At 31.6% G+C, this 20,739-nt stretch carries 13 protein-coding genes and 1 other RNA gene; 9 read left to right on the top strand and 5 right to left on the bottom strand.

Going from position 1 to position 20,739, the window contains the following annotated elements:
- Positions 1-182: 182 nt before the first annotated feature.
- Positions 183-734 carry a thioredoxin domain-containing protein gene (locus tag UCYN_RS05445; protein ID WP_012954514.1) on the top strand — a complete coding sequence of 184 codons (552 nt, stop codon included), beginning with the start codon at positions 183-185 and terminating at the stop codon, positions 732-734.
- A 44-nt stretch (positions 735-778) separates the two neighbouring features.
- Positions 779-962: non-coding RNA, 6S RNA (ssrS, locus tag UCYN_RS06155), on the top strand.
- A gap of 144 nt (positions 963-1,106) precedes the next feature.
- Here the strand turns inward: ssrS and UCYN_RS05450 are convergent.
- Entirely contained in the window at positions 1,107-2,291 is a 1,185-nt protein-coding gene (locus tag UCYN_RS05450) for an NAD(P)H-quinone oxidoreductase subunit H (RefSeq protein WP_012954515.1), read from the bottom strand.
- A gap of 552 nt (positions 2,292-2,843) precedes the next feature.
- On the opposite strand from UCYN_RS05450, the gene UCYN_RS05455 reads away from it, so the two are divergent.
- The 5 genes from UCYN_RS05455 (at position 2,844) to UCYN_RS05475 (ending at position 10,145) form a co-directional block, all read left to right on the top strand.
- Positions 2,844-4,220, top strand: coding sequence for a gluconeogenesis factor YvcK family protein (locus UCYN_RS05455; RefSeq protein WP_012954516.1), 1,377 nt, complete (start codon positions 2,844-2,846; stop codon positions 4,218-4,220).
- A gap of 373 nt (positions 4,221-4,593) precedes the next feature.
- Complete coding sequence (locus tag UCYN_RS05460; RefSeq protein WP_012954517.1) at positions 4,594-6,024, top strand: protein adenylyltransferase SelO; 1,431 nt, start codon at positions 4,594-4,596, stop codon at positions 6,022-6,024.
- A gap of 150 nt (positions 6,025-6,174) precedes the next feature.
- A complete protein-coding gene (gcvT, locus tag UCYN_RS05465) occupies positions 6,175-7,296 on the top strand; it encodes a glycine cleavage system aminomethyltransferase GcvT (protein WP_012954518.1) in 1,122 nt (373 codons plus the stop codon).
- A 63-nt stretch (positions 7,297-7,359) separates the two neighbouring features.
- A complete protein-coding gene (locus tag UCYN_RS05470) occupies positions 7,360-8,754 on the top strand; it encodes a DUF2079 domain-containing protein (RefSeq protein ID WP_012954519.1) in 1,395 nt (464 codons plus the stop codon).
- 458 nt (positions 8,755-9,212) lie between these two features.
- Positions 9,213-10,145 carry a glycosyltransferase family 2 protein gene (locus UCYN_RS05475; protein WP_201763758.1) on the top strand — a complete coding sequence of 311 codons (933 nt, stop codon included), beginning with the start codon at positions 9,213-9,215 and terminating at the stop codon, positions 10,143-10,145.
- A gap of 262 nt (positions 10,146-10,407) precedes the next feature.
- Here the strand turns inward: UCYN_RS05475 and mutS are convergent, their stop codons facing one another.
- On the bottom strand, positions 10,408-12,972 hold the full coding sequence (mutS, locus tag UCYN_RS05480; protein WP_012954521.1) for a DNA mismatch repair protein MutS: 2,565 nt from the start codon (positions 12,970-12,972) through the stop codon (positions 10,408-10,410).
- Positions 12,973-13,226: 254 nt separating this feature from the next.
- On the opposite strand from mutS, the gene grpE reads away from it, so the two are divergent.
- Entirely contained in the window at positions 13,227-13,961 is a 735-nt protein-coding gene (gene grpE, locus UCYN_RS05485) for a nucleotide exchange factor GrpE (RefSeq protein ID WP_012954522.1), read from the top strand.
- 87 nt (positions 13,962-14,048) lie between these two features.
- Here grpE and UCYN_RS05490 read toward each other — a convergent pair whose 3' ends face one another.
- The 3 genes from UCYN_RS05490 to UCYN_RS05500 form a co-directional block, all read right to left on the bottom strand.
- Complete coding sequence (locus tag UCYN_RS05490; RefSeq protein WP_012954523.1) at positions 14,049-15,137, bottom strand: potassium channel family protein; 1,089 nt, start codon at positions 15,135-15,137, stop codon at positions 14,049-14,051.
- 165 nt (positions 15,138-15,302) lie between these two features.
- Positions 15,303-17,744, bottom strand: coding sequence for a phenylalanine--tRNA ligase subunit beta (gene pheT / locus UCYN_RS05495; protein ID WP_012954524.1), 2,442 nt, complete (start codon positions 17,742-17,744; stop codon positions 15,303-15,305).
- 163 nt (positions 17,745-17,907) lie between these two features.
- Positions 17,908-18,690 carry a TrmH family RNA methyltransferase gene (locus UCYN_RS05500; RefSeq protein WP_012954525.1) on the bottom strand — a complete coding sequence of 261 codons (783 nt, stop codon included), beginning with the start codon at positions 18,688-18,690 and terminating at the stop codon, positions 17,908-17,910.
- 330 nt (positions 18,691-19,020) lie between these two features.
- Here UCYN_RS05500 and murA point away from each other — a divergent pair, with 330 nt between their 5' ends.
- Positions 19,021-20,352 carry a UDP-N-acetylglucosamine 1-carboxyvinyltransferase gene (gene murA / locus UCYN_RS05505; protein ID WP_012954526.1) on the top strand — a complete coding sequence of 444 codons (1,332 nt, stop codon included), beginning with the start codon at positions 19,021-19,023 and terminating at the stop codon, positions 20,350-20,352.
- Positions 20,353-20,739: the final 387 nt, after the last annotated feature.

Genomic DNA, 20,739 nt, shown 5'->3' on the forward strand with positions numbered 1-20,739 from the left:
AAGCTCTTTTTGATTAGATCATAAAAGATTAATTAGTAATAATCACTCAATTATCTTGAAAATTTTTAATAGCTTAGGATAGTTAATTATTACTCAACAAAGAAGTAGTACTTAAACAAATTAGTGTATTGGTAAGCATATAATATTAAAACAAAATAGTTTAAAACAAAACAATTGATCATATGCTTGGATCTATTAATATTCATCGTATTAAAAATCTCCTGATTTCCATCATTGCTGTCATTCTTGGAATAACTATATTTTTTGGCTTCCAAACTCAGATACATTCTTCTTCTTTAGAATCTCAATCTAAACAGGCTATTTCTATGGATGAGGCAATGACTAATGGCAAACCAACAGTACTAGAATTTTACTCTACATGGTGTGCAAGCTGTAAAGCAATGGGTCCAAATCTAGCTAAACTTAAAGAGGAATATGCTGAGACTATTAATTTCACTATGCTTAACGTAGATAATAATAAATGGTTGCCTGATATTCTCCATTATCAAATCAATGGTATTCCAACTTTTATTTTTATGAGTCACACAAACGAAGTAGTTGCTAAAAGTATTGGAGAGCAACCTTTTGAAATTATGAAAGCCAATTTAGAGGCTTTAATTAAAGATAAAAAATTACCTTACAGTTATATGACTGGCAAAACATCCAACTTTTCTAGTACCATTCAAAAATCTTCAGATAGTCCATTAAACCATAGCTATAAATCTTTAAACTAGTCTTTGAAATAATTATTGTTTTTTATTTTGTGTTATTATACCCCTACGAACTGCTGTCTTGGTGACTGCCAAAAAAGTTTTTTGACTATGCTCTAAATTTAAGGGCTTTAATTTTAGGTATCGTAGCAGTAAACCGAGCTTAGACTTGGGAACAGAGTCGATAACCAATCAATGCCCACCTGGTCTTCCAGGTCATAAACTGAGGTAAAACGATGCAGCGGTTCTTAAGTGATACATACATCACAAAGGATGTATGGCAAACTAGGGTGTTAAAGGTAACTCTAAAGCAACAATTTAGTTATTAATAAAATATACAAAAATCTTGCGATAGCTATTTAAAGCCATTGCAAGATTTTTGTATATTATCCGTAATTAGCGATCTACTGAACCCATGATGACGTCAATGCTGCCTAAAATTGCCATAATATCAGCCACTTTTACTCCCTTAAGTAAATGAGGTAGAATTTGCAAATTATTGAAATCAGGAGCACGAATTTTCCAGCGCCATGGGAAAACATCGTTGTTACCAATAATAAAGATTCCTAATTCTCCTTTTCCACTTTCTAGACGAACATAATGTTCACCGGATGGAATTTTAAATGTAGGAGCAACTTTTTTAGCTATGTATTGATAGTCAAAATCGTCCCACTGAGACTTTTTCCCTTCTATCATACGCTTAGCTTCTAAATTTTCATAGGGTCCTCCTGGAATGCCTTTAAGCGCCTGAGAAAGAATTTTAACTGATTCACGCATTTCTTTAATACGAACGAAATAGCGAGCTAAGCAGTCTCCTTCTGTTTCCCACTGTATATCCCAGTCAAAGTCATCATAACATTCATAATGATCAACTTTTCGAAGATCCCATTTCACTCCAGAGCCACGTAACATAGGGCCAGAAAGCCCCCAGTTGATAGCATCTTCGCGAGCAATTTTTCCTATTCCCTCTATACGACGCCGAAAGATAGGATTGTTGGTGATTAACTTCTCGTATTCATCTACTTTAGTTTTAAAGTGATTACAAAAGTCTTCACACTTATCGATCCATCCATATGGCAAATCAACTGCTACTCCTCCAATACGGAAATAATTATTATTAATCAATCTCATTCCCGAAGCTGCTTCCCAGAGATCGTAAATCATTTCACGTTCTCGGAAAATATAGAAGAAAGGAGTTGTAGCACCTACATCTGCCAGGAAAGGGCCTAGCCATAATAAATGATTAGCGATACGATTTAGTTCCAACATAATAACCCGAATATACTGGGCTCGTTTTGGAACTTTAATATTTGCCAGTTTTTCTGGCGCATTTACAGTGATCGCCTCATTAAACATTCCAGCCGCATAGTCCCAACGACTTACATAAGGAACGTACATAATATTAGTACGATTTTCTGCAATTTTCTCCATCCCACGGTGAAGATACCCAATAACAGGTTCACAGTCGACTACATCTTCCCCGTCTAGGGTAACGATCAGACGTAGTACCCCATGCATTGAGGGATGATGTGGCCCCATGTTAATTACCATGGGTTCGGTTCTAGTTTCGATTTTTGACATAGAGTGGCCAGTTGATCGTCATCATCTATTTTAGAATAATAGGGCAGCTTTCACATAACTTTGCGGCAAAAATTATCTTGATACATTAAAAATAATTTTAACAATCTAATAATTGAAGGTAACAATTGTGAACTAAATGAATAAGCTACTACTTAGTGACTATTAATTTCATAACTATTTCTAAAAATATCATTACTTATGGCTACCATCGCACATTGCATAACGAATTTCTTCTACTAATTTAGATTATGGAATATTAAATTAGTAAGAAGTTTGATATGTCTTCTGGAAGATAATTATTATAAAAAGCAGAATGATTTTTTATTTAAAATAAGAATTAAACTATATTAAACAAATTATATAATTCTATTTTTTACACAATCGAGTAAAAAATATTTTTCAAATAATCATAGCTCTTAGTATTTTTGAAAAATTATTCAGATTTAATAATTATTTTTTATATCTTTTCAACATAATTCGAACTTTTGTGTTAACGTTCGATAAGCAACAGTTTTCAGGTTTTTTATAACGTTAATCTGGTGATCATAACTTATGCGCATCAGTCTATTAGAGCAAATATTACGTAAAATTAAAATAAAACAACGAGATTTAATAAATATAAGTCAAAAAACTCCCAAAAAGGTTAACAGATGGATGAAATGGCTTTCTCCTGGCTTGTTAATTAAGCGTTGGTTATTTATTAGTTCTACAGGTGTATTGTTAATAGTTTTGGGATTAGCGATTTGGAGTAAATTAACGCCAGTTAATAGATTGCTAGAATTAATATCTCAACTTCTTGAAAGTATTACAACTCGTGTCCCTAGTTATATATCTGGTCCAGGAGCTTTCTTATTAGGAATATTTTTACTTTTATGGGGACAAAACCGTACCTTAGTTTCTATAACTGAGGCTTTCTCTGGTGGAGATCAAGAGTTAGTTGATCGTCTTCTAAATCATAGACGTTTAAATCGTGGACCTAAAATCGTAGCAATAGGAGGAGGAACAGGCTTATCTACTTTGTTAAGAGGTTTAAAACAGTATAGTGCAAATATTACAGCTATTGTTACAGTAGCTGATGATGGTGGTTCTTCTGGAAGATTGCGAGAGGAAATTGGAGTACTACCGCCTGGGGATATTCGTAACTGTATGACTGCTTTAGCTGATGAAGAAAAATTATTAACAGAATTATTTCAATATCGATTTCAAGCAGGTGATGGTCTTATTGGTCATAGTTTTGGTAATTTATTTTTAACAGCTATGACAGCAATTACAGGGAAAGACTTTGAAAAAGCAATTGCTGCAAGTTCTAAAGTTTTAGCGATAAGAGGTAAAGTATTACCAGCAACTTTAAGTGATGTTCGCTTGTGGGCTAAGTTAGATGATAGTCGTTTTATAGAAGGTGAATCTCACATAACAGATGCTGGAGGAAACATTGTCCAGATTGGTTGTTTCCCCTCTAATCCACCTGCACTACCTGCTGCATTACAGGCAATTAAAGAAGCGAACTATATAATAATAGGTCCTGGAAGTCTTTACACTAGCGTCATTCCCAATCTTTTAGTTCCAGAAATTAGGGAAGCTCTAAAAAAAGCTAAAATTCCACGAATTTACGTTTGTAATATTATGACTCAACCTGGAGAAACTCAGAGTTATACAGTATCTGATCATATAAAAGCTATTAATCAAGTTTGTGGTCAGAAAATATTCGATGCAGTTTTAGTACAGCGTGTCCCTCCTTCTTCTCCTGCTTTGGAGCATTATGCTCTAGAAGATTGCTATCCTGTTTTTTTAGACAAAGAAAATGTGAAAGGATTAGGATATCGTATAGTTTTAGCTAATGTTATGGATGAAGATTCAATAACAAATAAAATTAGCCATCATCCTCAACGCTTAGCAAGAGTTTTATTGCGTTGGTATGGAAAAAATTAAGAGACTGAAAAAAGTAAAACTATAAGCTATCAAAACATAACAAATACTAAAAAGGTTAATATACTAATTCCTGCTTTTAGAAACTTTTTTTGTTTGTATCATTTGTCATAATTAGTCTTCATAAAAGTATTTTATTGAATAAGCAAGTGATTTTACATAAATTAATTATTTATTTGTGATGTAAAAAACCAACTTATTAAATCCTATGTATAAATTATAAAAAGAAATTAATAGTTAACTTCTGAATTCAAATAAATATTATGAAATAACATCTATTTCATAAACTATAATTAGAGTTTAAGCAAAAAATAAAAATTAATTATCGTAAATGATAAGAGAAATTTATTCTTAAAATATTACAAATATTAATAATATGACATCGAACCGAGAGAATCCTTTTCTCAATCTCGAATATCAGACTTCTTTAGAAGATTTAGGAGATGAATACTACGATGAAGTAAATGCAACTAGATTTCCACAACACACTCTAAGATTTCGTAATAATGATTTATTGAATCATCTGGGATTAATACCCCATGATGTCAAAGATACAGACTTCATCGAAATATTTGGGGAATTTAGAAAAATACGTCCTTTTTTAGCATTACGTTATCATGGCTATCAATTTGGTGAATATAATCCTTTCCTGGGTGATGGAAGAGGATTTTTATATGGACAAGTTAAAGGAGTAAACGGAGAATTATATGATTTCGGAACTAAAGGATCTGGGAAAACGCCTTATTCTCGAGGTGGTGATGGAAAGCTAACTCTTAAAGGAGGAGTTAGGGAAGTTATTGCAGCAGAAATATTACATAGAGTTGGAGTTAAGACATCTCGATGTCTAAGTTTAATTGAAACAGGGGAAAAATTATGGAGAGGAGACGAGCCTTCTCCTACTCGCTCATCAGTAATGGTCAGGATGAGTCGTTCTCATATTCGTTTCGGTACATTTGAACGCCTCTACTATCTTAAAAGACCTGACTTAATCAAAAAGTTGTTAGATTTTGTAATTAATACTTATTATCCAGATATTGCTTTAGATAACGATCGATATGGCCTATTTTATCAAGAACTAGTAAAAAGAAAGGCTAGATTAGTCGCTCATTGGATGGCAGCTGGATTTTGTCATGGGGTGCTCAATACAGATAATATGTCTATTATTGGCGAGAGTTTTGACTATGGTCCTTATGCTTTTATTGATACATACGATCCGCTCTTTACTTCTGCTTATTTTGATCATGGACGACGTTATAGCTATGGGAACCAACCTGTAATGGTTCGTACTAATCTAGAAATGTTACAGTTACCATTAATGAGTATTATTCCTCCTAAAGTTTTAGAAACGGGAATCAATCAGTTCAGTTATCACTATGAAAATGCGTATCGTGAGGCAATGCTTAAGAAGTTAGGTCTAGTAGGGGTATCTGATCAAGGAAACGAATTACTAGAAACGACTATAGACGTATTAAAAACAAGTCAAATTAATTACCATCAGTTTTTTATTTATCTAATTGATAATATAAATAAAAGTTGGTGGGAGAAACCTGCTAATATTTTGCAAGAAATTAATTTACCTACAGCCAATTGGGTAAATTGGAAATATATATATAATAAATCTTTAAATCAATATTCTTCGGATCAAATAAGTAGCGTCATTAACAATTTAAATCAGTTTAATATTAGAGTTCCTTTTCTTAAATCAAAAATAGAATCATTATGGGAATCTATAGTCTATTATGACGATTGGCAGCCTTTTTATCATTTAATACAAAATACTATGTCTTCTGAAATCAAAACATTTTGATAGATATTGATTATGCATAATTAATATTTATTAAAATACAAGTCTAGAGTCTTTAATTAAATTTAGAATATGTTAATAAAAATTAAAATTGATAATATGACTCATGAGATTTAGAATATAGTTCACCCAACATTCATACAAAAATTCGTGATGGATTCCAGCATTTCTCAAGATTTACTAAAAACACCCATACATGATCTTCTCGTTGAGAAAAAAGCCAAAATGATAAATTTTTTTGGTTGGCATATGCCTATTCAATTTAGTGGTATTCAAGTAGAACACAATGCTGTTAGAAATAGTGTTGGAATATTTGATGTTTCTCATATGGGTAAACTTTTAATAGAAGGGGATGATTTAGTTCCTTTATTACAATCTCTAGTTCCATCAGATATTAAGAAGCTAGCTCCTGGAAAAGCACAATATACAACATTTTTAAACTCTGCTGGTGGAATAATAGACGACATTATTATTTATTATCAAAACTCTAGAAAAGCTTTGATAATAACTAATTCATCTACAAAAGATAAGGACATAAAATGGATTAAGTTAAATGCAGAATCTACTTCAATCAAAATAACAGATTTATCTCAGGAAAAAGTTTTACTAGCGATTCAAGGACCACAAGCTTTAAAGAAGTTACAGTTATTTGTTGATATTGACATAACAAACTTATCTTTTTTTGAACATATAGAAACTGAAATATTAGGATGTTCTGCTTTTATATCTCGTACAGGATATACAGGTGAAGACGGTTTTGAGGTAATGGTCTCTAATGTAATAGGAAAAAAATTATGGAAATTGCTTGTTGATGATGAAAAAGTAGTACCTTGTGGTTTGGGAGCTAGAGACACTTTGCGTTTAGAAGCATCTATGTGTTTATATGGCCAAGATATTAATGATAATACTACTCCTTTAGAAGCTGGTTTGCATAAGTTGGTACATCTAGATAGTAAAGGTGATTTTATTGGACGAGAGGTATTAGAGAAACAAACCAACGAAGGGGTTGGTAAGTTATTGGTAGTATTAGAGATGGAGGGTAAACAAATTGCTCGTCGTGGATATAATATTTTTTCTCATGGTAAACAGGTAAGTACAATAACTAGTGGCACATTTATTCCAACAATAAAAAAAGCTTTATCGTTTGCTTACCTTCCTATTCATTTGAGTCAAGTAGGAACAACAGTTGAAGTAGAGATAAGAAAAAAGTTTTATTCAGCAAAAGTTATTCAAAAAACATTGTATAAATCTAAAAAAAAGAAAAATAAACAATAACATATTCTTTTTTAGAATTATTCAACAATTAAGGCTAATACTAATGTTACTAATTTGTTTTATATGAAAAGTTCTCGTCTACTCTGGTTAATTATTAGTATAAGTTTCCTCATCTTATTTGGATGTTCCAGTTTAAGACATTCACTTTTTCAGTCCAATGCCCTAGATTTAGGTTGGTTTGATCAAACTTTTTATTTAATTAGTCAAGGAATTGAACCTATTGTATCTTTCTCCGATAATCATATTTTAGGAGACCATGCAGCAATTATTGTATATCCTTTATCATTACTCTATGCAGTTTATCCAAATGTATATTGGCTATTAATTATTCAGTCATGTGCATTGTCAATAACTATTTTACCTTTATGGAAACTATCAAAACAAGCTAATTTGTCTGATGGCTCATCTCTGATTGTAGTATTAATATATTTATTTTATCCACTAACTTTTAATGTTAACTTATTCGACTTTCATACAGAAATTATTGCCTTGCCTGCTATTGTATGGTCAATTTTCGCAGCAAAGTCAAACTTTAAATTACAGTTTATATTTTCAATTCTATTAATTTTAAGTTGCAAGGCAGTATTATCGTTGACAGTAATTGGAATGGGAATTTGGCTGTTTTTTAATGAGAGAAAGAGAGAATATGGTATTTTTGCATTGTTTACAGGAATAATATGGTTCATCATTGCGACACAGTCTATTATTCCTCACTTTAATAATGGTGAAGTTGCAGCTGTAGGAAGATATTCATTTTTAGGAAGTTCAGTTTTTAATATCATCACTAACTTATTCGTTAATCCACAAATCATTTTTAGTCATGTCTGGAACTTAGCAAATTTAGAATATATTTTCTTACTATTTATTCCTATAATTTGGTATTTGAACCCTTATTATTTTGGTGTTTTAATACCTACTATTCCTAGTTTAGTTTTAAATTTATTAACGGATTATCAACCACAAAAAGATTTAATTCATCAGTATTCTGTTCCAATAATACCATTTTTATTGTTACTAGTTATTACTTCTATGCAACATAAAAAAAGAACGACTACTTTTACTAAATACACATTAGTTTGGTCATTGCTAAGTTTTTTAACATTGGCAAAATTTGATTTCTTTATTTCTAAATATATTAAACAAGCAGGAAGTTTGTCAGCCATGAGAGAAGCTGTGGAATTAATACCTCCAAAGGTTAAAGTATTGACATCCCCGCAATTTGCACCTCATTTAGGCCATCGTTCTATTATAAAATTAGCTATTAAAGATCAAGAGCCTATTGATATTAATAATTTTGATCATATCTTATTAAATGTACGTTATCCTGGTTGGGAAAACTCTAGAGATACAGTTGATAATTTAGTAAAAAAAATAAAAAATGATTTAAATTTTAAAATAGAATATAGTCACAAAGATATTATTTTATTTAAGAAAAATATCAATGATTTGAAAATTTGATTTATATCAATAAAATCATCAAACTATTTTTAATAATTGTAAAAGTAATATTCTAAGAATTAATGGAGAGAACTCCGTTGATAAAATTCGTAAAGATATTACCAATAATTTAATAAGTTAAGTTTAATTATCCTTTGAAGTGACGAAAATGATAGATATTGATTACTCTGATCCTAAGCGATTATATATCTACTACTAGTAAATTTTAATTTATTTTTGATAAATTAAAATTAGATGTTTCAAAAATAAAGTAAATTGTTAACATTATGGATTTAATGTGTAAATATGATAAACACTAATACTCAGAGTAGTTATATATATAAATCACGGCACAAAAATTAATAATAACTAAACTTCAATTATTTATATATTTGAGACATTTATGAAAGTTGTCTCTCAAATATCAAGCAAAATGCGTTAGACTGTTTTAAATTTAGTACTATTCTATTTAAATTTTAATAATCGTGTTTATAAGCATTGTCATTCCGACCTACAATCGTAAACCAATCTTAGAAAAATGTCTTTATGCATTAGAAAAACAAAGATTTACTGATAGTAAAGTTAATACTTATGAAATAGTTCTCGTTGATGATGGCTCTACGGATGGAACTTTAGAATGGTTAAATAAAAATACAAATGATTTTCCTCATGTTCATTGTTTTGTTCAAAATCATCTTGGCCCCGCGTCAGCAAGAAATTTAGGTATAGAAAAAGCAAAGGGAGACATAATAATTTTTATTGATAGTGATCTGGTTGTGACTAAGTCATTTCTACAATCACATGCAGATGCATTGGTAAAAGGCGAGGAAAAATTAGGCAATGATCGCTTATTTACCTATGGTTCAGTTATTAATACGTGTAATTTTAATAACCCAACTGCGGAAGCTTATAAAGTGACTGATTTTTCTGCTGCTTTTTTTGCTACTGGTAATGTAGCGATTGCTCGAAAATGGCTAGAAAAAGCAGGACTATTTGATATAAGTTTTAAACAATACGGATGGGAAGACCTAGAGTTAGGCGTAAGATTGAAAAAATTGGGATTGAAGTTGATTAAGTGTCCTGAGGCAGTTGGTTATCATTGGCACCCAGCTTTTAATTTAAAACAAATTCCTAGTCTCATTAATCAAGAAATTGAAAGAGGGAAAATGGGAGTTTTATTTTATCAGAAGCATCCTACTTTTGAAGTTCGTCTGATGATTCAAATGACATTGTTTCATAAAGTTTTATGGGGAATATTATCTCTAGGTGGAACTTTGAATGAAAACACTTTATCGCCTATTCTACAGTGGTTTATTAATCGTGGAAAACCACAAATAGCATTAGAAATCGCTCGTATTTTTCTTAACTGGTACAATGTAAAAGCTGTATATAAAGCTTATCAAGATATATAGGAGCCGGCTTTTTATTGCTATTACAAAAACAATTTCTAGTAATTAGATTAGATAACTAATTATTAAAAATTTTAATTAATATGCTAAAAAACTATGAATTTTTAGTATTTAATTATTTTATATAGCTATTAGTCAATGTTTTAGATATTCAGTATTTAAGAGTATTAAACTCTGCTAACTTTTTTATGTAAATTATTGTTTTTTATTACTAATAAACTAATAACATAAACTTTGAAACTTAATGAATTAGAAAATAATTATATTAATTATCTTCTAATTCATTAAGTTTCAATATAATTCTGCTAGATTGACTAACCTTTTCCATAATTTTTTTAGCCCTTGTAGTTACGGAAGAAGGCAGGCCAGCTAATTTAGCAACTTCAATTCCATAAGACTTTTTAGCTCCTCCTGGACGAATTTGGTGAAGAAATATGAGACTATCTGGTTTTTCTTCAACTATAGTTTGGAAATTAGCTACCCTAGAAACTTTAGATGCTAGTTCATTTAATTCATGATAATGAGTTGCAAATATAGTCTTTCCTCCAATCTCTTCACTTAGATACTCTGCTATAGCCCAGGCTATGGAAAGCCCATCAAAAGTTGATGTTCCTCTACCAACTTCATCTAATAAGATTAATGATTTTTCTGTTGCATGATTGAGTATATTAGCAGTTTCATTCATTTCTACCATAAAAGTTGACTGTCCAGTTGCCAAATCATCTACTGCTCCTACACGTGTAAAAATGCGGTCAGCAATGCCTATCTGTGCAGAAGTAGCTGGAACAAAACTTCCAGCCTGTGCTAACAGCTGAATAACTCCTATTTGTCTCAGGTAGCAGCTTTTTCCACTGGAGTTAGGGCCTGTCAAAATAATTAGATTAGGTTCTTCTAATACTTTGCTAGAACTTTTGAGAGAAACTGAATTAGGCACGAAAGAGCCAGGAGGCAACAATTCTTCAACTACTGGGTGTCTACCATTATTGATTTTTAATAATTGATCTTCTAAAATTTGAGGGCGACAGTAATTCTTTTCAACAGCAGTTATCGCAAAACTTAATAAAATATCAATAGCTGCTATAGACTTAGCAATTTGGTAAACTGCATATCCTTTTTTTGCTACTTTTGAGCGTAGCTCTGTAAAAACTTTATACTCTAACTTTTTAAGATTTTTTTGTGCATTTAAAATACGAACTTCTCGTTCTTTTAGCTCGGGAGTAATAAAACGCTCTTCATTAGTTAATGTTTGTCTTCTGATAAAATAAGCTGGGGCTTGACTTGCTTTACTACGAGGTAGACTTATATAAAAGCCAAAAGATTTACTATAACTAACTTTGAGAGAAGCAATACCCGTTTTTTGTCTTTCTGTTGCCTCTAGATTAGATAACCATTCACGATCATCTTCTATTTGACTTCTCATGTTATCCAACTCTGCATTAACTCCATCCTTAATAATTCCTCCTTCTTTTAATTTTACAGGAAGAGATTCTATTAAGTGACTACGAATATATATACCAAGCTTCTCTAATTCTTTAGGCGTATTCTGTAAAGCTTTAAAATAAAAGGACTTACCTCGATGTGCAAGTTTTGACAGGTCTTTTAGTTTTAATAATGAATTAGCTAGGCAAGATAAATGTCTAGCATTGGCTGTCTCTGAAGTAACTTTAGTACTAATCCTCTCTAAGTCATGAATACTAGCTAATAATTTTTTAAGATCATGTCTTAATGTGATATCCTCTACTAATTCTTCAACTGTGTCCTGTCTTTCAGTTATTCTTTCAATACTTAATAAAGGCTCTATCAACCAACGCTGTAGATCACGAGCACCCATAGAAGTCTTAGGTTTTTGAATAGTTGATAATAAAGAACCTTTAAAAATAGAGTTTTTAATAGTTTTTGTTATTTCTAAATTACGACGTGTCTGATAATCTATGATCAGGAAATCATTTAAATTATAATTTTTTGGTAGTTGTAGTGTAAGTTGTTGATCTATTTGGGTATCTTCTATATATTTAAGAAGTCCTCCTGCAGCACTAATAGCTAAGGGCAAATCATGACAACCCATCCCTTCTAGAGAACTGACTTTAAAAGCATTTAAAAGTTTTTCCCTCGCAGTATTTAAATCAAAAGTTGTCTTTGTCCTCAATGAATAACAAAAACAATCTGGAAAAGCATCTATCAACAGTGAAGATTCTTCTCCAGGACGTATCATCCTACCAGAATCTATATCATTTGCTGGAATAATAACTTCTGCTGGCTGTAATCTAAGCAGTTCTGATTTAAGATTTGACAAATCTACTCCCTGAGTAGTACAAAATTCTCCTGTAGATATATCTGCATAAGCAAGTCCCCATAAATTATCTCTTATTGTTAATGCTACTAAAAAGTTACTATTTTCTGGTACTAATAATTCATCATCCATCAAAGTTCCTGGGGTCAACAATTTAGTTACACGTCTTTCTACCATTCGTCCTTGAGATAATGCTTCTAAGGAATCTTCCACTTGATCACAAATTGCTATGGAATATCCTCTATCTATAAGTAGTTTGGCATAGCGGTCTAGTGAGTGATGAGGAAAACCTGTTAAAGCAATTCTCCCAATTTTTTTCCCAGCTTCTTTACTGGTCAAGAATGTTCCAACTTCTTTAGAAACGGTTACGGCATCTTGAAAGAAACATTCAAAAAAGTCTCCTACTCTGTATAACAGCAAACTAGAAATGTACTCTTCTTTAATGTTGATGTAATGACGATACATTGGAGTTAGATCTTCAAAGTCTAAGAGCCGATGATCGGTATGGGGAGATACATTGCTTCTTTTTGAATTGTACATAATCTATCCTCTACTTAGTGTTAGCATACTACTGGATTTGGGGAAATGAACTTTTTTGCGTAAAACAATCTTACAACATGCTCTTTGTCAAGAAAACTATTCAGATTTAAGCTGTTTTCTTGATAAGAACTTTGAATATTTACTGCTAAGATGTAATCGCAATAAAACTAGATAAACAATTATAATATATTGAAGGCTTAAATTTAAAGCATTAACAATTAAAATATCCTTTAATAAGTATAGAGAAAACAATTATGGCAAATGAAGAACAAAAAATGGAAATAAATACGGAAACTTCTGAACTAAAATCAGTATATGATTCTTCTGTTAAGGCTGAGGAGGATAAAGAAGTTAAAACCTCTAATTCCGATGAAAACTTAGTAGTTAATCAAGATATCGAATCAGTAGAATCTGAAGCAGAAGCCGAAAAAAACTTAATTCCTGATCTAACTGAAAAAATAAACAATCTAGAGACTAAATTACAAGAAAGTAATCAAAAGTATGAAACACTCAATAATAATCACCTTCGACTTAATGCAGAATTTGATAACTATCGTAAACGCTCAGTAAAAGAAAAAGAAGATTTAGAAATTAAAGTAAAATGTAAAACGATCAGTGATCTATTATCCGTTGTAGATAACTTTGAACGTGCTCGTAATTCAATTAGCCCAGCTAATGACGGAGAAGCAGCTATACACAAAAGTTATCAAGGAGTATATAAAACACTAGTAGACAGTCTTAAACGTTTAGGTGTTGGACCTATGCGCCCTGAAGGGGAAATCTTTAACCCCTTGTATCATGAAGCTATGTTGCGGGAATATACTGATGAATATCCAGAAGGAACTATTATTGAAGAGTTAATGCGTGGTTACATACTAGGTGAGCAAGTATTAAGACACTCAATGGTGAAAGTTGCTGCACCTAAAACTTCTAATTCTTCAGACTCAGAAAATAATTTAGGAAGAGAAGAGAAAGAATCAGAGGAATAAGAAAAATAAATTAACCTTATATAGAAAATGTATTTCCCATATAAGGTTAATTTATTTCAAAATAAACAATATTTATTTTTTGAAGTTTTATAGATTTTTAAAATTATTCTGATTTCTTGGTGGTTTTAAGTTAGCAGAACGATTAATGGGTCCTAGTATTTGATTAAGTTGACGTAACTGTTCAGGAGTACCCATACAAATAAGTAAGTCTCCTGCCATCAGTTCTGTTTCTCCTGTTGGACCACCCAGCAAGGCACCATCAGAACGCCGAATAGCTAAAACTAATGCTCCTGATTGAAGCCTAAGTCTTGCTTCACTTAAAGTTTGTCCTACACAAGGACAATACTTAGGATCAACGAGAAATTCTTCCATATAAAATGTACGATCACTGCCGGTCAGAATACCATCTACAAAATCCATAACTTGGGGTCTTAAAGCGGCAGAAGCTAGCCTTTTTCCTCCTGTAATATAAGGTGAAACAACTGCATCAGCTCCAGCTCTTTGCAATTTAAGAACGGCTTCTTCGGTACTAGCTCTAGCAATTGCTCTAATTTTTGGATTCAAAGTTTTAGCAGAAAGTACAGTGTAAAGATTTTCTGCATCAGAAGTTAAAGCAGAAACTAGACAAACTGCCTTATCTATTTTTGCGTTTATTAGACATTCATCTAAAGTAGCATCCCCTTGAATCACTATATAACCTAATTGTTTTGCCTCTTCCACTTGTTCAGGTCGAGAATCAATGATAACAAAAGGAACGTCCTCGGCAGTAAATTCTAATGCAACTTGGCGAGCAGTACGTCCATAACCACAAACAATACAGTGATGTTCTAAAGTATCTATCAAACGCTTCTCCTGTCTTTGTCGAATTCCTTCTTGAAAATAGCCTTGAATTAACGCTTCTGTTAAACGATTAACAATATAACCAATAGTGATAACCCCCATCGAAATGAGAAGAATAGTAAATAGTTTAGAATTATCATCTAAGGGGTGAACTTCTGAGAAACCCACTGTAGAAAGGGTTATCATGGTCATATAAGCTGCTTCTGTTAATGACCATCTCTCGATTAAATAATACCAAAGTGTCCCAGAAAGAAAAACTCCTCCTAAAGCAAATGCTCCACCAATCAATTCTTTCCGTAGTCGTTGATATTTTTCTTCAAAAGAGTATAGAGCCATAAAAAAACAGCAGAAAATATGAACAGTTATCTCTAAAATATTTAATTAAATAATATTTAGAATAAAATTATTTAATATAGTATTTTTATGTTCTGATTAGTTTTGAGGGTAACCATAATAATTAAAAAACTTATATAAAATCAAAATTATTACTATATATTAATATTAACTACGAAGTGTAACATTAAATTCTTCTACTAAAGATTCACGAACTTTATTATGAATAGTTCCTACATCTTTATCAGTTAATGTACGTTCATTAGAACGGTAAAGTAAACTGAAAGCTAAATTCCTTTGTCTCTCTGGTACACTTTCTCCTCGATAATCGTCAAACAATTCTATTTCTTTTAATAAATTTCCCCCCACTTCTTTCATTTTTTGAATAAGTTGATTTACAGGGATATCCAGGGAAACGAAAAATGCTAAGTCTAGTTCTATAGGAGGATAAAAAGAATAAGGCTTAAATGTAGGTGTTAAAAAAGTTTCTTGATTAAGAGTATCTAATAAAAGCTGAAAATCTAGTTCAAACCCATATACAGCACCAATTAAGTTTAGCTCTTGACATATTTGAGGGTGTAACTGTCCAAATATTCCTAAAAATTTATTATTTAGCCATAAGGAAGCTGTACGTTCCGGATGCAATCTCTTATCTTCTTTGTGGGTTTTGTATTCCACTATGATCTTAAATTTTTTAAAAATACTATCTAAGACACCTTTTGATTTATACCAAGTCATGGGAGGTACTTTTCCTCCCGTTGTCCAGCGCCCTTCTACTAGAAAAGTACCTCCCATTATACCGGATATCCTGTCTGATTCTCGATTTTGCCCGTCAATACTATGAAAAATTTTACCAATTTCAAATCCATTTAGAGGCCTATTTCCTTGAGATTGATTATAGGCAAACGTATTAATTAGACCATCTAATAAATTATTTCTTAGAGCCGAGTATTCTGTTAATAAAGGATTTGCAAGAACTATATCAGCCTTTTCTGGTTTTACAAGAGAGTACTGTACCAATTCATGTAACCCAGTAGAACGAAATGCTTCTCTAAGTTTACGCTCAATACAATATTCTTGAGAAAGTTTTCCAGGTTCTGTTTTGTAAGGTAGCTCATCACAAAAGTTTCCATACCCATAAATACGAGCTATCTCTTCTATTAAATCAATTTCTCTATGTAGATCTCGATAACGATAAGATGGAACAACAACTGACCAGACATTACTAATTTTGTCAGTTAAATCTAGTTTACATCCTAAATTTTTTAGAATATTGTGAACTTCTTCTGAAGTAATAAAAGATTTTAAACCATCTCTCCAAACCGGTCCTAAAATTTTGTGAACACGTTCTAAACGAAGAGTTATTTGAGAAATATTAACTTGGGAACGATTATCAATTATACTTTGGGTAACTGCTGTTCCTCCAGTCAATTCTTCGATTAGGCTGATAGCATTCTGAGAGGCTATTTCTAATTCAAATTGATTAACCCCTCTTTCATATCTTATAGAAGCTTCAGTACGCAAGTTTTGATTTTTTGAAGAATGACGTATAACTACTTGATCAAACAATGCTGTCTCCAAAAAAATATCTTGAGTTTGATTATCAATTTCTGTTGTTTTCCCTCCCATAATTCCTGCAAGAGCTACAGGAACATCATTAGAGGTAATTATTAAATTTTTTTTGTTTAATTCTTTACTAGAACCATCTAATATTTGCAAGGTTTCTTCATTATTAGAATAACGTATCCCAATTTTTAATTCATTACTGTTATCTGCAATTTTGTTTAATTTTTTAAGATCAAAAGCATGCATAGGTTGTCCCCATTCTAGTAAGACTAGATTAGTTACATCTACTATATTGTTAATAGGTTCTATCCCTGAAACTTTAAGTTTTTGTTGTAACCATTTTGGGGAAGAGGTTACTGTTGCATTCTTAATAATAGTTCCAATATAAATTGGACAAGCATTAATATCTTTAACTTCTATTTTCAAAAAATTATTCTTATGTTCAAAAATAAAATTTTTGATATCCCTAGGAGAATTAACTGTATTACCTGTTAAAGATGCTAACTCTCTAGCAATTCCAATCATACTCATTGCATCAGGTCGGTTAGCAGTAGGCATAACACTTAAAATAACATCATCCAACCCTAATAAAGGAGCAACATTTTGTCCTATTGTTAGAGCGTTTTCTTCAAAAATATGAATTCCAGATGATTCTTTCGATAGTCCAATCTCTGATAAAGAACAAATCATTCCTTCAGAATTAATTCCTCGTAATTCTGTAGGTTCAATTTTTAAGTCTATTGTAGGTAGATATGATCCTAAAGTTGCGACAGGAACATATTTGCCAATCTCAACATTGGATGCACCACATACAATGTTGAGTAGCTTTTCTACTCCAATATCAACTTTGCAAATATTTAATTTTTGAGCGTCAGGATGAGGCTGACAATCTTTAATTAAACCGACTACGATTCCATTAACCCATTCATTAAGATTTTCACATTCATCTACTTCTAAACCAACAACTGTTAAGATATCAGCTAATTCTTCATGGGAAAAGTTAAAATTTGTTAGTTCCCTTAGCCATTTAACGGATATTTTCATAATTTATTCTATTATCTTAATAAATTTAAGCTCTAGTTTATCAAACAATTATATTGCTTGTTTGATATTCTTTTGCTGTATGTAAAGCATATAGTTTTTTTATTACTTAAATATAAATCTAAAAATGGACTAAGCATTATATTTAACAAAAGTTAGAAGTTTTTTACAACAAAGTTCTCTGTCTTTTGGCTTCATATAAAATCAAAGCTCCAGTAACCGCTACATTTAGTGATTCTATATTTTGTTCTAATGGAATTTTAACCGTCTCATCTGCCATGTTAACTAACTGTTCCGACAATCCAGAACCTTCATTGCCCAATAGAATTATTGTGGGTCTCGTCAAATCTAAGTCCCAATAATTCTTCTTTGCATTTGGCAAAGTTGCAACTACATTAACACCTTGATTTTTATAATTCATCACTATATCTTTCAGATTAGATGTGATTACTAAAGGGGCTTTAAACCAAGCACCAGCAGACGCTCTTATGACTTTTGAATTATCAATATTTACACTATCGCTACTGAGCCAAATACCGTCAATATTTGTAGCGACAGCTGTACGAATAATAGTTCCTAGATTTCCTGGATCTTGTAACCTTTCTAAAATCAAACCTAATTTGATATCAGTTTTAGCCTTATCGAAAGGTCTAGACAATGCTGTGACTATTACTCCGTCAGGATTTACGGTGGTTGTAATACTCTTCAAAACTTCTGGTGAAACAGTTTCATATCGTTTTGTAAGTCTAGAAGCTATCTCCCATAATTTAAAATTTTCTATTTTCCACTTTTCAGTGAATAGCAAAGTAAGTAGGGAACAATTCTCTTCACAGGCTGTCATAAGCAAATGAGTTCCCTCGAAAAAAAATATTCCTTTTTCTCTTCGTTTCTTTACATTACGTAGTTCACGAATTTGCTTAATCAAGGGATTTTTAGTACTTGTAATCATTAAAGATACGAAAAATATTGGTTTAACTTAATACTAGATTGGTATTTAAACATAAAAATTAAACAGGTGCTAAAAAAATTAATCTAGTTATCTATTAATTTCATTGGTCTTATGTAGTAAAGCTTATTATTTAATTAATATCTTTAATTAATTGAATAATGATTCTAGTTTTACTTTTCTATTTAAAAGCTAAGTTCAATCTATAGGAATATCAACTTTTCAGGGTTTTTGAACCAATGAAATTATACTAAAAATAATTTTAGAGTCAATTCTAATTCTTCTCATAGTATAAAAAAATAATTATACAGCTTCATTGCGTATCGAAATCTTATGACATCCTATATAGAAAAGAAACAATCAGTTTTAGAAATTCAAGGTCAAAATTCTTTGAATGGACAAGTTCGTGTAAGTGGTGCCAAAAATTCAGCTTTAGTTTTAATGGCTGGGTCAATTCTTTGTTTTGAAGATTGTCGTCTTAGTAATATTCCTGCTTTGGCTGATATTGATCGCATGTCTCAAATTCTTACAGCCATTGGAGTAAAACTTAAAAAAAATGGAGACAGTATAGAAATAAATGCCCAAAATATAGGGCAAAATAAAGCTCCTTATGAATTAGTATCACAACTTCGAGCTAGTTTTTTCGTAATTGGTCCTTTATTGGCAAGGTTAGGGAAGACTCGTGTTCCCTTGCCAGGTGGCTGTGCTATAGGTGCTAGACCAGTAGATCTTCATGTAAGAGGATTACAAGCTATGGGGGCAGATGTTCAAATCGAACATGGAGTAGTTCATGCTTGTATTAAAAATAATCACAAGAAACTACAAGGAGCTAAGATCTATTTAGATTATCCTAGTGTTGGTGCTACAGAGACAATTATGATGGCTGCAACTTTAGCAGAAGGAGAAACTACAATTGAGAACTGCGCACAAGAGCCTGAGATTGTCGACTTAGCAAACTTTTGCCGTTCTATGGGCGCAAAAATAAAAGGTGATGGGACTAAACGAATTACCATATCAGGAGTAGATTACCTTCATAGCACTGAATATTGTGTAATTCCTGATCGTATTGAGGCAGGAACATTACTTATAGCAGGTGCAATTACTCAATCTGAGATTAGTTTAAAGCCTGTTTTTCCTGAACATTTAGCTTCTATCATTGCTAAGTTAAAAGAAGTTGGTCCTAGAGTCATTGTTGAAGGAACAGATTCCGTAACATTAATTCCTCATCCTTTAAAAGCTACTAATTTCAAAACTCTTCCTTTCCCAGGTTTTCCTACAGATATGCAAGCTCAATTCATGGCTTTGCTTTCTGTTAGTAAGGGTAGTAGCGTAATCACAGAGACCGTTTTCGAGAATCGTTTACGTCACATAGCAGAGTTACAACGAATGGGGGCAAATATTCGAGTTGAAGGTAATATTGCCGTGGTACAAGGGGTACCTTTTTTATCTGGCGCTCCTGTTATGGCTACTGATTTAAGAGCTTCTGCAGCTCTTGTTCTAGCTGGGTTAGCTGCTCATGGGAAAACAACTATACAAGGTTTACATCATCTTGATCGTGGGTACGATAATCTAGAGGGTAAATTACGTAAATTAGGAGCAAATTTACGTAGAATCGATATTTCTTGTAATGAAGAAAGCTCAGTGGAACGCTCTATTCAAATTTAAAATTTATTTTATTGAATCACTAATAATTAGAACCTATATTGCATAGATTTTCGTTAATTATTATTTTGATGCTAAATTTCAACAACAAAGATCTATTTAATTAATTCACTAAATTGCTTACAACTTCAAAGTAAGCAATTATACTAATACAATTGATTGTTCCTAACTTAACAGTTAATGTTTATACTAAGATTAACTTTGAAAATGTTTAACTTGATTTAAGCTATATGTACATATACCAGGACATACAAAAAGGAACTGTTAATTGCATAAAGTTTAGATCTACAAAAGTAGAACCACTCAATTTTAAAATACACATTCACTTGTGTATTGATTTAATTATCTAAAATGTTAGAGTCATTAATAAGAAAAATTATTTGATTTAGG

Source organism: Candidatus Atelocyanobacterium thalassa isolate ALOHA (assembly GCF_000025125.1).
Taxonomy (GTDB): domain Bacteria; phylum Cyanobacteriota; class Cyanobacteriia; order Cyanobacteriales; family Microcystaceae; genus Atelocyanobacterium; species Atelocyanobacterium thalassae.

Excerpts from the sequence above, each read along its gene's own strand:
- UCYN_RS05445 (WP_012954514.1), top strand. The coding sequence starts at position 183 with ATGCTTGGATCTATTAATATTCATCGTATTAAAAATCTCCTGATTTCC.
- UCYN_RS05450 (WP_012954515.1), bottom strand. The coding sequence starts at position 2,291 with ATGTCAAAAATCGAAACTAGAACCGAACCCATGGTAATTAACATGGGG.
- UCYN_RS05455 (WP_012954516.1), top strand. The coding sequence starts at position 2,844 with ATGCGCATCAGTCTATTAGAGCAAATATTACGTAAAATTAAAATAAAA.
- UCYN_RS05460 (WP_012954517.1), top strand. The coding sequence starts at position 4,594 with ATGACATCGAACCGAGAGAATCCTTTTCTCAATCTCGAATATCAGACT.
- gcvT (WP_012954518.1), top strand. The coding sequence starts at position 6,175 with ATGGATTCCAGCATTTCTCAAGATTTACTAAAAACACCCATACATGAT.
- UCYN_RS05470 (WP_012954519.1), top strand. The coding sequence starts at position 7,360 with ATGAAAAGTTCTCGTCTACTCTGGTTAATTATTAGTATAAGTTTCCTC.
- mutS (WP_012954521.1), bottom strand. The coding sequence starts at position 12,972 with ATGTACAATTCAAAAAGAAGCAATGTATCTCCCCATACCGATCATCGG.
- grpE (WP_012954522.1), top strand. The coding sequence starts at position 13,227 with ATGGCAAATGAAGAACAAAAAATGGAAATAAATACGGAAACTTCTGAA.
- UCYN_RS05490 (WP_012954523.1), bottom strand. The coding sequence starts at position 15,137 with ATGGCTCTATACTCTTTTGAAGAAAAATATCAACGACTACGGAAAGAA.
- pheT (WP_012954524.1), bottom strand. The coding sequence starts at position 17,744 with ATGAAAATATCCGTTAAATGGCTAAGGGAACTAACAAATTTTAACTTT.
- UCYN_RS05500 (WP_012954525.1), bottom strand. The coding sequence starts at position 18,690 with ATGATTACAAGTACTAAAAATCCCTTGATTAAGCAAATTCGTGAACTA.
- murA (WP_012954526.1), top strand. The coding sequence starts at position 19,021 with ATGACATCCTATATAGAAAAGAAACAATCAGTTTTAGAAATTCAAGGT.